This is a genomic window from Stenotrophomonas sp. LARHCG68 (genome assembly GCF_052871705.1).
This window is the reverse complement of record NZ_JBIXJV010000001.1, coordinates 707,763-720,567: the sequence shown is the minus strand read 5'-3', so window position 1 is coordinate 720,567 and position 12,805 is coordinate 707,763. Positions and strand designations below refer to the sequence as shown.

Annotated in this window: 12 protein-coding genes and 1 tRNA gene; 7 read left to right on the top strand and 6 right to left on the bottom strand. The window is 65.7% G+C overall.

Features of this window, described 5'->3' with window-relative positions; all coding sequences use genetic code 11:
• The first annotated feature begins 156 nt into the window (after positions 1 to 156).
• The 3 genes from ACIPR8_RS03110 (at position 157) to coaE (ending at position 2,965) form a co-directional block, all read left to right on the top strand.
• Positions 157 to 1,413: a type II secretion system F family protein gene (locus ACIPR8_RS03110; RefSeq protein WP_446540120.1), complete on the top strand. Its 1,257-nt coding sequence runs from the start codon at positions 157 to 159 to the stop codon at positions 1,411 to 1,413.
• Positions 1,414 to 1,416: 3 nt separating this feature from the next.
• A complete protein-coding gene (locus ACIPR8_RS03105; protein ID WP_132865390.1) occupies positions 1,417 to 2,283 on the top strand; it encodes a prepilin peptidase in 867 nt (288 codons plus the stop codon).
• 67 nt (positions 2,284 to 2,350) lie between these two features.
• Positions 2,351 to 2,965, top strand: a complete 615-nt coding sequence (gene coaE, locus ACIPR8_RS03100; protein WP_446540119.1) for a dephospho-CoA kinase — start codon at positions 2,351 to 2,353, stop codon at positions 2,963 to 2,965.
• 18 nt (positions 2,966 to 2,983) lie between these two features.
• Here coaE and ACIPR8_RS03095 read toward each other — a convergent pair whose 3' ends face one another.
• From ACIPR8_RS03095 to ACIPR8_RS03070, 6 genes are all read right to left on the bottom strand, one after another.
• Positions 2,984 to 4,348 (bottom strand): sensor histidine kinase, encoded by a 1,365-nt coding sequence (locus ACIPR8_RS03095; RefSeq protein ID WP_446540118.1) that lies wholly within the window; start codon positions 4,346 to 4,348, stop codon positions 2,984 to 2,986.
• Positions 4,311 to 4,988: a response regulator transcription factor gene (locus ACIPR8_RS03090; RefSeq protein WP_132865393.1), complete on the bottom strand. Its 678-nt coding sequence runs from the start codon at positions 4,986 to 4,988 to the stop codon at positions 4,311 to 4,313. The genes ACIPR8_RS03095 and ACIPR8_RS03090 overlap by 38 nt, the downstream gene beginning before the upstream one ends.
• A 131-nt stretch (positions 4,989 to 5,119) precedes the next feature.
• A complete protein-coding gene (locus ACIPR8_RS03085; RefSeq protein ID WP_192287469.1) occupies positions 5,120 to 5,584 on the bottom strand; it encodes a hypothetical protein in 465 nt (154 codons plus the stop codon).
• A gap of 218 nt (positions 5,585 to 5,802) precedes the next feature.
• Positions 5,803 to 6,678 (bottom strand): 30S ribosomal protein S6--L-glutamate ligase, encoded by an 876-nt coding sequence (gene rimK, locus ACIPR8_RS03080; protein ID WP_132865395.1) that lies wholly within the window; start codon positions 6,676 to 6,678, stop codon positions 5,803 to 5,805.
• A gap of 79 nt (positions 6,679 to 6,757) precedes the next feature.
• Positions 6,758 to 6,831 (bottom strand) — tRNA-Gly (locus ACIPR8_RS03075).
• A gap of 128 nt (positions 6,832 to 6,959) precedes the next feature.
• Complete coding sequence (locus tag ACIPR8_RS03070; RefSeq protein ID WP_446540622.1) at positions 6,960 to 8,765, bottom strand: autotransporter outer membrane beta-barrel domain-containing protein; 1,806 nt, start codon at positions 8,763 to 8,765, stop codon at positions 6,960 to 6,962.
• A 167-nt stretch (positions 8,766 to 8,932) separates the two neighbouring features.
• On the opposite strand from ACIPR8_RS03070, the gene thiS reads away from it, so the two are divergent.
• The 4 genes from thiS to ACIPR8_RS03050 all read left to right on the top strand — a co-directional run bounded on the left by thiS (position 8,933) and on the right by ACIPR8_RS03050 (position 12,701).
• Complete coding sequence (gene thiS, locus ACIPR8_RS03065) at positions 8,933 to 9,133, top strand: sulfur carrier protein ThiS (protein WP_192287470.1); 201 nt, start codon at positions 8,933 to 8,935, stop codon at positions 9,131 to 9,133.
• A gap of 160 nt (positions 9,134 to 9,293) precedes the next feature.
• Positions 9,294 to 10,088, top strand: coding sequence for a thiazole synthase (locus tag ACIPR8_RS03060; RefSeq protein WP_132865398.1), 795 nt, complete (start codon positions 9,294 to 9,296; stop codon positions 10,086 to 10,088).
• Positions 10,088 to 10,822 carry a tRNA (guanosine(46)-N7)-methyltransferase TrmB gene (gene trmB / locus ACIPR8_RS03055; RefSeq protein ID WP_132865399.1) on the top strand — a complete coding sequence of 245 codons (735 nt, stop codon included), beginning with the start codon at positions 10,088 to 10,090 and terminating at the stop codon, positions 10,820 to 10,822. The genes ACIPR8_RS03060 and trmB overlap by 1 nt, the downstream gene beginning before the upstream one ends.
• Before the next feature lie 28 nt (positions 10,823 to 10,850).
• The gene (locus ACIPR8_RS03050; RefSeq protein WP_313251922.1) at positions 10,851 to 12,701 is read left to right on the top strand and encodes an SLC13 family permease; all 1,851 of its coding nucleotides are present in this window, start codon (positions 10,851 to 10,853) and stop codon (positions 12,699 to 12,701) included.
• Positions 12,702 to 12,805 lie beyond the last annotated feature (104 nt).

Genomic DNA, 12,805 nt, shown 5'->3' with positions numbered 1-12,805 from the left:
CAATGCCCAAAGTGACAAAATTTGTCACTTCCAGACCCGCCATCAACGACCAGCCGTCACAACATCGATTCCCATAGGATGCCAGCGCGCCAAGAAGCCGCTACCATGCGACTGTTAGCCCGGCCTGGGGATGGTCCGGGCGGGGAGCCCATACCGATGTCCGCTACTCGAAGCGCGTTAAAGAACGAGCCGATCGCCCGCAACACCTCGCAATTGCAACCCTTCGTCTGGGAGGGTACCGACAAGCGCGGCGTCAAGATGAAGGGCGAGCAGACGGCCAAGAACGTCAACATCCTGCGTGCCGAGCTGCGCCGCCAGGGCATCACGCCCACCGTGGTCAAGCCCAAGCCGAAGCCCTTGTTCGGTGCGGCAGGCTCCAAGATCACCGCCAAGGACATCGCGTTCTTCAGCCGCCAGATGGCGACCATGATGAAGTCCGGCGTTCCCATCGTCAGCGCCCTGGAGATCATCGGCGAGGGGCAGAAGAACCCGCGCATGAAGAACATGGTCGGCCAGGTCCGTGCCGACATCGAGGGCGGCTCCTCGCTGTATGAAGCCATCAGCAAGCACCCCGTTCAGTTTGACGAGCTGTACCGCAACCTGGTCAAGGCGGGCGAAGGTGCCGGCGTACTGGAAACCGTGCTGGACACCATCGCCAACTACAAAGAGAACATCGAAGCACTCAAGGGCAAGATCAAGAAGGCCCTGTTCTATCCCGCCATGGTCGTGGCCGTCGCCCTGCTGGTGAGCTCCATCCTGCTGGTGTGGGTGGTCCCGCAGTTCGAGGATGTGTTCAAGGGCTTCGGCGCCGAACTCCCCGCCTTCACCCAGATGATCGTCGGGCTGTCGCGGTTCATGGTGGCGTGGTGGTGGTTGATGCTGCTCGTCGCCGCAGGCTCCATCATCGGCTTCATCTTTGCCTACAAGCGCTCGCTGGGCATGCAGCACGCAATGGACAGGCTGACACTCAAGGTGCCGGTCATTGGCCAGATCATGCACAACAGCTCGATCGCCCGCTTCGCCCGCACGACCGGCGTGACCTTCAAGGCAGGCGTGCCGCTGGTGGAGGCACTGGGCATCGTCGCCGGCGCGACCGGCAATTCGGTCTATGAAAAGGCCGTGCTGCGCATGCGCGATGACGTCGCCGTGGGCTATCCGGTCAACATGGCCATGAAGCAGGTGAACCTATTCCCGCACATGGTGGTGCAGATGACCGCCATCGGCGAGGAAGCCGGTGCCCTGGATGCCATGCTGTTCAAGGTCGCCGAGTACTACGAGCAGGAAGTGAACAATGCCGTCGATGCCCTCAGCAGCTTGATCGAACCGATGATCATGGTCTTCATCGGCACCATCGTCGGCGGCATGGTCATCGGCATGTACCTTCCTATCTTCAAACTGGCGTCCGTGGTTTAAGCGATGGCATTTCTCGACCAGCATCCCGGCCTCGGCTACCCCGCCGCGGTCGGCCTGGGACTGCTGATCGGCAGCTTCCTCAATGTGGTGATCCTGCGCCTGCCCAAGCGGCTGGAGTGGCAGTGGCGGCGCGACGCGCGCGAGATCCTCGAGCAGCCGGACATCTACGAGCCGCCGCCGCCGGGAATCGTGGTCGAGCCGTCGCACTGCCCGCATTGCAAGCACAAGCTAAGCTGGTACGAGAACATCCCGCTGTTCAGCTGGCTGGTCCAGCGCGGCAAGTGCCGCCATTGCCAGGCCCCCATTTCGCTGCAGTATCCGCTGGTGGAGCTGGTCACGGCGCTGCTGGTGCTGGCCAGCGTCTGGCAGTTCGGCTTCGGCTGGCAGGGCTTCGGCGCGATCGTGCTGAGCTGCTTCCTGGTGGCACTGTCCGGCATCGACCTGCGCACGCAACTGCTTCCGGACCAGCTCACCCTGCCCCTGATGTGGCTCGGCCTGATCGGCAGCATGGACAACCTGTACATGCCCGCCAAACCCGCGCTGATCGGTGCCGCGGTGGGCTACCTGTCGCTCTGGACGGTGTGGTGGCTGTTCAAGCAGCTCACCGGCAAGGAAGGCATGGGCCACGGCGACTTCAAGCTGTTGGCGGCGCTGGGCGCCTGGTGCGGCGTGAAGGGCATCCTGCCGATCATCCTGCTGTCCTCGCTGGTGGGCGCCATCATCGGTTCGATCTGGCTGTACTCCAAGGGCCGTGACAAGGCCACGCCGATTCCGTTTGGCCCCTACCTGGCCATCGCCGGCTGGCTGGTCTTCATGTGGGGCGACCAGTTGATTGGCGGTTACCTGCGACTGTCCGGCCTGCAGCAGTAAGACCACTGTCCATGCGGATGCGGGGACGAGGCCGCGTGGCCACCCCGCTCAACCGAGCCCGTCTGCAATGAGCGATTTCACCATTGGCCTCACCGGCGGGATTGCCTCGGGCAAGAGCGAGGTCAGCCGGCGCTTCGAAGCACTGGGCATCGTCGTCGCCGATGCCGACGTGGCCGCGCGCGACGTCGTGGCCCCCGGCAGCCCCGCCCTGGCACGGATCGTCGAACGTTTCGGCGTCGATATCGTCCAGGCCGACGGCACCCTGGACCGCGCCCTGCTGCGCCAGCGTGTATTTGCCAACGACGATGAGCGGCGTGCGCTCGAAGCCATCACCCACCCCGCCATCCGCCGGCGCATGATGGACATCTGCGCCGCCGCACCGGGGCCCTATGTGATTGCTGCCATCCCGTTGCTGACGGAGGTCGGAGGCCGTGCCGCCTATCCGTGGCTGGACCGCATCCTCGTCGTGGACACCCCCGTCGCGCTCCAGCATGCGCGGCTGTTGCGACGTGACAACATCAACGCCGAACTGGCGGATCGCATGATCCAGGCACAGGCCACGCGCGAACAGCGCCTGGCGCTGGCCGATGACGTCATCCTCAATGATGGGCATCCCGATGCGCTGCAGGCGCAGGTCGAGGCACTGGACCAGCGCTACCGCGAGCTGGCCAGCAAACGGTAACGGCCAACCCGCGCCTGATCAGGCCGCGGAGAAACGCAACGTGGCGATCACGCCGCGTTCGCTACCCGGGCGGATATCCACCCGCCAACCGTACAACGCGCACAGGCGACTGACGATCGACAAGCCAATGCCCCCGCCCTGCGAATGACCGGCATGGGTGCCACGATAACCGCGCTGGAACAGGCTCGCGGCGTCCTCCTCGCTCAGCCCCGGTCCGGAGTCGATCACCTCCACCGCATCAAGCACCACCCGTACCAGCACCTGCCCCTCCTGGGTGTACTTCACGGCGTTACCGATCAGGTTGCCCAGCGCGACAGAAAGTGCCGATTCCGGCGCATCAACCACCAGCCCACGCTCCCCTTCCAGTGCCAGCACCAGCGGTTTGCCACCCAGCTGCGCGCGATGCGCATCCAGCAACTGCTCGGCCACCTTGGCCACATTGCTGTTGCCATGGCCACGCTCGTTGCGTGACAGCAGCAACAGCGAACCGATCAGGTCGGTGCATTGTTGTTCGGCACGCTGGATGCGCTGCAGGCGTTGCAGCACCTTTTCATCGAGCCCCGGGCGCGCGAGCAGCAACTCGGTTGCACCGCGGATGACCGCCAACGGGGTACGCAACTCATGGCTGACGTCGGCGTTGAACTCACGGTCGCGCTGGACCACCTCGGTCAATCGCGTCGAGTAATCATCCAGGGCCTCGGCCAACTGGCCGACTTCGTCGTCCGGGAAGCGCGGCGCCAACGGCTCGGGATGCTTGTTGTCACCCCGGTAGGCGCGCAGGCGGGCCGCCAGATCCGACACCGGGCGCATGACGCGCGAGGCAGACCACCACCCAAGCACCAGGCTGAGCACGGTGAACAGCACGACAGTGACGATCAACAGCCGCAACAGTTTGCTCGCTGCCTCCGCTGCGTCCGTAACGTCATAGCGGATCAGACTGGTGAACGGCGTCCCTTTCGGATCCACGCCTTTACGGATCGCGACCTTGTACACGTGCCAGCTACCGTCGGGCGCTTGCTGCCGGATGTCATGAACACCGTCAGCCAGGTCACGGTAGAGCGGATCAACCTTGTACGCGTTGCTCGGGCTCCATGTCCGCGCATCGAACATCAGGAAGAACACCGCTTCTCCTGGATTGGTTTCAACCTGGGAGACCAGATTGTTGACCTCGCGCTGGAGTGTTCGCTCGATCAGCTGATTCTCTACCCTGGAACGCAGGTTCCAAGCCGCAGCCGCGAACAGCGCGGTCAGGCAGAAGCCCAACAGCACGAATGAAAGGATGATGCGGCTACGCAGGCGGCGGCGATAACGCCCCCGCTTGCGTGTCGGCCCAGGCGCAACGTCCTCAGACATCGGCAACGGCGATGCGGTATCCAATGCCATGGCGGGTCTGGATCATCGGTGCGGCGAACGGCTTGTCCACCACCGCGCGCAGCCCGTGGATATGCACGCGCAGGGAATCCGAATCCGGCAACTCCTCGCCCCATACCCGGGTTTCCAGTTCCTGGCGGGTGACCACGGCCGGCGAGGCTTCCATCAATGCCTGCAGGATCTTCAACGCGGTGGGATTGAGCTGCAACAGCTTGCCCTGACGGCGCACTTCCAGCGTGTCCAGGTTGTATTCCAGATCGCCCACTTCCAGCACGCGCGTGTGCGCGCCCTTGCCACGCCGCGACAAGGCGTTGAGACGGACCTCGACTTCCTGCAGCGCGAACGGCTTGATCAGGTAGTCATCGGCACCGGAGTCGAACCCGGCCAGCTTGTTGTCCAGCGAGTCGCGTGCGGTCAGCATCAGCACCGGCGTCTGCTTGCGCGCGTCGTTGCGCAGCTTGCGGCAGACCTCGATGCCGTCCATGCCCGGCAGGTTGAGATCGAGCACGATCGCGTCGAAATCATGCACCACGGCCAGATGCAGGCCGGTGACGCCATCGGCCGCGAAATCCACCGTATGACCGCGATCTTCCAGGTAGTCACCCAGATTCGCCGCGATGTCGCTGTTATCTTCGATTACGAGAATGCGCACGTGTGCGGGTACCTTTGTCTTGAAAGCACAGGGAGCTTTCCCCGGCAGGAAATGGATTACATCACAGCAAGTATTAACTTCTCACAATGATGGCTTGCTGCCGGTAACAGCCCCCTCCAGACATGCCGGCTTCAGTTGCCTACCTTGACGTCCTTTCCGCCCTGCAGGGATTCCACCGCGCGCCGTGAATCATTCCTGATGCGCTCGCGCTGCGCGACGGTAACGCACTGGGTGGTCGCCATCGTGGAGCCCAGCGTCTTTTCACGCCGGCAGATCTGACGGCTGTCCTCGCGCGCCTTGGCCAGGACGGTGTTGACGAGCTCGTGGTCGCCCAGCACCTGGGCGCGGGCATCGGAAGGCAGCAGGTCGAGACTTCCCTCACCCACGACCGCAGCGATGCGATCCAGTGCGGCCAGTACCCGTTCCCGATCCGGGGCTGAAATCTCGCTGTATACCTCCCCCGCCTGCAGCTCCTGCCGCACCTTCGCCTGCTGCACCTGGAAGGGCTGCGCCGATTGCAGGGCAGGCTCCTGCTTGGCCGCGGATGCAACGGCGGGCAACGCAAACAGCACCATCAAGATCACGTTCTTCAGCATGTTCATCCTCTCCTTGGTCGCAACACTCTATCGCCGTAGCAACCTCACAACAACAGGAGAAAATACCCAATAAAAACAAGGCCCTGGCGAAAACCGCCAGGGCCTGAAAAATTCCCGATCACCGGACCCACTGAGGAGGGCTGGGTACAGTGGAAGCAGGCTAGAACCAAGCGGATTAAAGGGTTGTTAAAACCATGCAAACAAATTGCAGGTGCCCGTCAGCGCTTGAGATTTGCGACGTAATCGATCATCCGCCCGGCGACATCACCGCCGGAAACCGACTCGATGCCCTCCAGCCCGGGGGTCGAATTGACCTCCAGCACCAGCGGCCCGCGCCTGGAACGGATCAGGTCCACGCCCGCGATGCCGAGCCCCAGCGCCCTGGCCGAGCGCACCGCCACCTGCTGCTCGGCCTTGCTGGCCTGCACCGGCTCGGCGGTGCCACCGGCGTGCAGGTTGGAGCGGAAGTCGCCCTCCTGGGCCTGGCGGCGCATGGTCGCCACGACCTGGTCGCCGACCACCAGGCAGCGCAGGTCCGCGCCCTGCGCTTCGGCGATGAACTCCTGCATCAGGAAGTTGGCATACAGCCCGCGCAGGGCCTCGACCGTGCCCTTGGAGGCGCTGAGCTTCTCGGTGAGGATCACGCCGCGGCCCTGGGTGCCCTCGCTGAGCTTCACCACGTGCGGCGGCGGCCCCAGCATCGACAGCAGGTCGTCGGTATCGTCCGGGTTGTCGCCGAACACCGTCACCGGCATGTCGATGCCCTTGGCCGCCAGCAGCTGATGCGCGCGCAGCTTGTCACGCGCGCGCAGGATGGCGTCGGACGGGTTCGGGGTGCGTGCCCCCATCATCTCGAACTGGCGCAGCACCGCCGTGCCATAGCGGGTGATGGAGGCACCGATGCGCGGGATCACCGCATCGAAGCCTGACAGCGGCTTGCCCTTGTAATGCATGTCGAAGCCGCCGGCGGTGATGCGCATGTAGCAGCGCAGCGGGTCAAGGATGCGGACGGTGTGCCCACGCGCACGCGCAGCCTCGACCAGTCGACGGGTCGAATAGAGTTTGGTGTTGCGGGAGAGGATGGCCAGTTTCATCGCAGGGCCTGCATGGAAGGCGTGGCACTTCCCACCCGCCCTTGCGTGATGCCTCAGGCCCATTGCGGCGCCTGGAAAATGGAGCGGGTGAAGGGAATCGAACCCTCGTCGTAAGCTTGGGAAGCTTCTGCTCTACCATTGAGCTACACCCGCGCGGCGTGGCAAGTCTATGCGCCCCTGCCCTCGCAGCGCAACGGTCAATGCGACACGGGCAGGCCGGCTGGCAAAACAAAGGCGGTGCCGCCGGGGCGGCACCGCCTTCCATTCACGGCATCCGTGGATCAGAAGCTGCCGCTGAAGCTGGCGAACACGGTCATGTCACGTGCCGACTTCTGCAGCGTGGTGGTGCTCATGCCGATGTTGCTGTTCAGGCCCCACAGGTTGACCCGGGCACCCAGCACGACGGTGGCGTAATCACGATCAAACGCCAGGCCCGGCACCTTGTAGGTGCCCACGTCGGCCATCGTCTGCAGCCACGCGCTGGCCTGCTTGCCCTTCTCGAACTCGTGGTCGTAGGTAGCCTGCACGTACGGGCGGAAGTTGCCGCCGTCGTAGCGCGCCTGCCAACCGATGCGGCCGACGGTCGAGTCGGCGTCCTGATCGCCATAGCCCAGCGCGGTGGCGCTGGCGTTGCTTTCGGTGTAACCGTCGAGCTTGACCTTCTGCCAGATCACCGCCGCGACCGGGCCATGACGGAAGCCGCCTTCCTGGCCGAAGTCATAGCCGGTGTTGACCGCTGCCGTCAGGTTGCTGCCGTCCGGCGAGCCCTTGTGCTCACGGGTGGCCGGGCCGAGCTGGACCTTGCGGGTCACGTCGTAGCCCAACCAGCTGTAGCTGAGCTGGCCGTTCACCCAGACCTTGTCGCCGTACCAGCCGGCGAACAGGCCCAGCGTGGTGTCGTCCTGGGTGAAGTCGCCCTTGCTGTTGCCGAAATCGGCGTCCATCCGGCCAAAGCCGGCGAAGCCGCCGAGGACGATGCCGTCGCGGGCCCAGTCGACGCCGAACAGGCCGGCCGGTGCCATGCCGTCATACAGGTCGGCGTGTGCATACCGCTGCATGTCGCCACGCAGGTTGCCCCACCAGCTCAGGCCATCGGCCGGGCGACCGGCCAGGTGCGCGCCGACCTGGTCGGCACGGGCACGACCGGTGGTCTGCGCCGAGTGGGTCAGCACCTGCTGCAGGCGCGGGGCTTCGATCACCGAGATGGCGTACTGGCCCATGATCTGGTGGGCGGCGGTGCTCGGATGCACGCCGTCGGCGAACACGTAGGTGTTGGCCGCGTTCGGGGCGACCGTGGTCAGCGGGCTGCAGGTCAGCGACGAGACGGACGTGCAGGCCATGCCCGAGACGTTGGTGAACCCGTAGGTGCCCGGGTCGGCGACGATTTCCTGCAGGATGCTGAAGGTATCCACCGGGATCACCTGCAGGCCGGCCTGCTTGAGCCCACCGAACAGGGCATCGTTGTAGGCCTTGGCCAGCGCGGTGCCCTGTGCCATGCCGACCGGACCGCCCGCTCGGGAGGCCGGGGTGAGGCCGATGTCCGGCAGGTTCATCACCATCACGTACTGTGCGCCGGCGGCCTTGAGCGTGCCGACGATGCCGACTTCGTCAGCGACGGCGGCTCCGATGATGGCCTGCGCCTGGGCCGGGGCATCCTGGACGGCGAACAGGTCATTGGCACCGCCCCACACGCTGTACAGGGCGTTCGGATCGGCCTTGCCACCGTTGGCGGCCAGGTAACGGGTCATCTGGCTCTTGAGCGAGGCCACCGGCAGCGCCGGCGTACCCGGGGCCAGGGTGACGCTGCTGTCCACGCCGACGCGCGCGCCACCGATGGCGTAGTTGTCGCCGGTCTGGCCATTGCCGTTGGGGCTGGCATCGGTGCCGAAGTGGTCTGCCACGTAATCCGACCAGACCCAGCCCGGGTTGGTGGTGAAGCGGCCGACGACCGCCGCACTCGGATCCAGTTGCACCAGCACCGGCCGGAAATTGCCGGTGTCGGTCAGGCTGTCACCGAAGAACACCGTCTTGGAGAACGGGGACTGCGCCATGGCCGGTGCAGCGGCCAAGGCAATGGCGACGGCGATGGCCGAGCGCAGCGGGCGGGAGAAGAGGTTCATGGAATGCTCCGTACTGGGGGTAAGCGGCGCATACGCTGCCGCACGTTGTTAGTTTTTCATTCCCTCGTAACAGTCTCACGCTGCGCTGCCGCATGCGGCTGGGCTTTTGCGACGGCTCTGGCGAAAATGGCCGCATGAACATCCAGCTCAATGGCCAGGCCCGCCCCCTTTCCCACCCCCTCACCGTGCTCGAACTGCTGGCCGATGAAGGCCTGGCCGAGCGCCGGGTCGCCGTCGAGGTCAACGGCCAGATCGTGCCGCGCAGCCGGCATGGCGAGCACCTCGTGCAGGACGGCGACCTGGTCGAGATCGTTCACGCACTGGGTGGTGGTTGAGCCAGCCGCCCACGGTCAGGAGCGGCCTCGGCCGCGAAGCCGACGACCGCGGGGCCGCCGCCTTCGGGCGGTTCCGCATGCAGCACTCCGCGAGGCCCGGCCATCAGCGGTTTCGCGGCCAAGGCCGCTCCTGCCGGGGCTGATGGGTGATAATTCGGCAATGAACGCAAATGCTCCCTCCGATTCGCTGGTCATCGCCGGCAAGACGTATTCCTCCCGGCTGCTGACCGGCACCGGAAAGTTCAAGGATCTGGAAGAAACCCGCCTGGCCACCGAGGCCGCTGGCGCCCAGATCGTCACCGTGGCCATCCGCCGCACCAACATTGGCCAGAACCCCGGCGAGCCCAACCTGCTCGACGTGCTGCCGCCGGACCGCTACGCCATCCTGCCCAACACCGCCGGCTGCTACACCGCCGAAGATGCCGTGCGTACCTGCCGCCTGGCGCGTGAGCTGCTCGACGGCCACAACCTGACCAAGCTGGAAGTGCTGGGCGACCAGAAGACCCTGTACCCGGACGTGATGGCCACCCTCAAGGCGGCCGAGCAACTGGTCAAGGACGGCTTCGACGTGATGGTCTACACCTCCGATGACCCGATCCTGGCCAAGCGCCTGGAGGAGATCGGCTGCGCCGCGGTGATGCCGCTGGCCGCGCCGATCGGCTCGGGACTGGGCATCCAGAACAAGTACAACCTGATCGAGATCATCGAGAACGCCAAGGTGCCGATCATCGTTGATGCCGGCGTCGGCACCGCGTCCGATGCGGCCATCGCGATGGAACTGGGCTGCGACGGCGTGCTGATGAACACCGCCATCGCCGGCGCCCGCAACCCGGTGCTGATGGCCAGCGCCATGCGCAAGGCCGTGGAAGCCGGGCGCGAAGCGTTCCTGGCCGGCCGTATTCCGCGCAAGCGTTATGCCAGCGCCTCCTCGCCGGTGGAAGGGTTGATCGCCTGATGACCAACCCCTTTGACAGCGCGGGCTCCAAGGCACCGCCCAAGCCCTTCACCGTGACCGAAGGCCGCCGCGAAGTACGCAGCTTCGTGCTGCGCCAGGGCCGCTTCACCCCGGCCCAGCAGCGCGCGTTCGACGAGCGCTGGCCGCGTTTCGGCATCGACTTCAACGGCGAACCGCGTGATCTGGACGCCACTTTCGGCCGCGTCGCGCCCAAGGTGCTGGAAATCGGCTTCGGCAACGGTGCCGCGCTGCGTTACGCCGCGCAGTTCGACCCGTCCAAGGACTACATAGGCATCGAGGTGCACGCCCCCGGCGTGGGGCGCCTGCTCAACGCACTGGCCGACGACGGCGCCGACCACGTCAAGCTCTACCACCACGACGCGGTGGAAGTGCTGGAGAAGGAAATCGCCGACGGCGCGCTGGACGAAATCCGCATCTACTTCCCGGACCCGTGGCACAAGAAGCGCCACAACAAGCGCCGCCTCGTGCAGCCGGCCTTCGCCGCGCTGCTGGTGCGCAAGCTGCGCCCGGGTGGCCTGCTGCACTGTGCCACCGACTGGGCCGACTACGCCGAGCAGATGTGGGACGTGCTCGACGCCACCGAAGGCCTGGCCAACCGCGCCGGCCCACGCGGCAGCGTGCCGCGCCCGGACTGGCGCCCGCAGACCCACTTCGAGACCCGTGGCCAGAAGCTCGGCCATGGCGTCTGGGATCTGCTCTACGACCGCGCCTGACCGGGACTGCTGAAGGAACCGCCGCCGCATGGATACCGCGCTGACGCTGACGACCGACATGAAGCTCGTGCTCGGGCTGGTCGGCTTCACGATGGCGATGTTCCTGTTCGAGCGCATCCGCGCCGACGTGGTCGCGCTGGTGGTGATGGTGGTGCTCGGCGTGACCGGGTTGATCGCACCGGAAGAAATCTTCGGCGGTTTCTCCGGTAACGCGGTGATGAGCATCATCGCCACCACCATCCTCGGCGCCGGGCTGGACCGCACCGGCGCGTTGAACCGGCTGGCCGGCTGGCTGCTGCGGCGCTCGCACGGCGTCGAGAAACGCCTGCTGCTGCTGACCACCGCCACCGCTGGCCTGAACTCCTCGTTCATGCAGAACCCCTCGGTGATGGCGTTGTACCTGCCGGTGGCCTCGCGGCTTGCATCGCGCACGACGCTGACCCTCAAGCGCCTGCTGTTGCCGATATCCGCCGCCATCGTGATGGGCGGCGCGCTGACCATGGTCGGCAACTCGCCGCTGATCCTGCTCAACGACCTGTTGATGTCGGCCAACAACAACCTGCCCTCCGGCACCGCGACGATCGAGCCCTTGCGGATGTTCGCGCCGCTGCCGATCGGCGTGGCGCTGGTGATCGCCTCGCTGGCCTATTTCCACTTCTATGGCAGCCGCAAGCTCCGGGAGGAGGAAGGCAGCGAAGGCGACGATGCGCAGGCGCCGGCACGCACCGAGAGCTACTTCGCCAAGGCCTACGGCATCGAGGGCGACGTGTTCGAGTTGCTGGTCACCGCCGAGAGCCCGCTGGTCGGCATGACCGTCAGCGATGCCGAGAACCTGTTCGATGCACCGTTGCTGCTGGCCCTTAAGACCGGCGACGACACCCGCCTGGCACCACCGGCGGACATGCGCATCTGGGTGGGCAGCGTGATCGGCGCGATGGGGCCGCGGCAGCAGGTATCGGATTTCGCGCAGAACCAGTTCCTGCGCATGTCCTCGCGCCTGAAGCAGCTGGGCGACCTGTTCAACCCGGCGCGCGCCGGCATCTCCGAGGCCGTGGTACCACCGACCTCGCGGGTGATCGGCAAGACCGCCGGCGAGCTGCGCCTGCGCAAGGAGCGTGGCATCAGCCTGCTGGCGATCAACCGCGACAAGCAGGTCATCCGCGAGGACGTGCGCAACACGCCGTTGCGCGCCGGTGACATGCTGGTCTTCCACAGCATCTGGCAGGACCTCGCCACCGCCGCGGGCAGCCGTGACTTCGTGGTGGTCACCGACTACCCCAAGGGCGAGCAGCGTCCGCACAAGTTCAAGATCGCCATGGCGATCTTCGCCATCACCATCATCATCGCGTTGACCTCGCACCTGCCGGTGGCGTTGACCCTGCTCATGGGCGTGGCCGGCATGCTGCTGACCGGCGTGCTGCGCATGGACGAGGCCTACGCGGCGATCAACTGGAAGACCATCTTCATGATGGCCGGGCTGATCCCGCTGGGCTGGGCGATGGACAGCAGCGGCGCGGCGGCCTGGATCGCCGGCCACACCATCGACAAGCTGCCTACCGGCATCCCGGTCTGGGCGCTGGAACTGGCGCTGGCCCTGCTGACCACCGCATTCTCGCTGGTGATCAGCCATGTCGGCGCCACCATCGTCATGGTGCCCATCGCGGTGAACCTGGCGCTGGCGGCCGGCGGCAACCCCACCGCGTTCGCGCTGATCGTGGCGTTGTCGGCGTCCAACAACCTGATGACCGCCTCCAACCCGGTGATCTCGATGGCGATGGGCCCGGCCAAGTACACCCCGCGTGAGATGTGGCGCGTCGGCGGGCCGCTGTCGTTGCTCTACACGATCATCGTGGTGGTGATGATCAACCTTATGTTCTGAAGCGACGTGCGACCGTCCAGGCGCTCCTGGCGGGGAAGCAACCGAATGGCTCCGTCCGTAGGAGCACGGCTGGCGCAGCACGTGCCATCGTCAATCACGATGCG

Bases quoted from the DNA above. Each gene is read 5' to 3' on its own strand.
- trmB (WP_132865399.1), top strand. From the start codon at position 10,088: ATGACCAACCCCTTTGACAGCGCGGGCTCCAAGGCACCGCCCAAGCCC.
- ACIPR8_RS03105 (WP_132865390.1), top strand. From the start codon at position 1,417: ATGGCATTTCTCGACCAGCATCCCGGCCTCGGCTACCCCGCCGCGGTC.
- ACIPR8_RS03050 (WP_313251922.1), top strand. From the start codon at position 10,851: ATGGATACCGCGCTGACGCTGACGACCGACATGAAGCTCGTGCTCGGG.
- ACIPR8_RS03110 (WP_446540120.1), top strand. From the start codon at position 157: ATGTCCGCTACTCGAAGCGCGTTAAAGAACGAGCCGATCGCCCGCAAC.
- thiS (WP_192287470.1), top strand. From the start codon at position 8,933: ATGAACATCCAGCTCAATGGCCAGGCCCGCCCCCTTTCCCACCCCCTC.
- coaE (WP_446540119.1), top strand. From the start codon at position 2,351: ATGAGCGATTTCACCATTGGCCTCACCGGCGGGATTGCCTCGGGCAAG.
- ACIPR8_RS03095 (WP_446540118.1), bottom strand. From the start codon at position 4,348: ATGGCATTGGATACCGCATCGCCGTTGCCGATGTCTGAGGACGTTGCG.
- ACIPR8_RS03060 (WP_132865398.1), top strand. From the start codon at position 9,294: ATGAACGCAAATGCTCCCTCCGATTCGCTGGTCATCGCCGGCAAGACG.
- rimK (WP_132865395.1), bottom strand. From the start codon at position 6,678: ATGAAACTGGCCATCCTCTCCCGCAACACCAAACTCTATTCGACCCGT.
- ACIPR8_RS03085 (WP_192287469.1), bottom strand. From the start codon at position 5,584: ATGCTGAAGAACGTGATCTTGATGGTGCTGTTTGCGTTGCCCGCCGTT.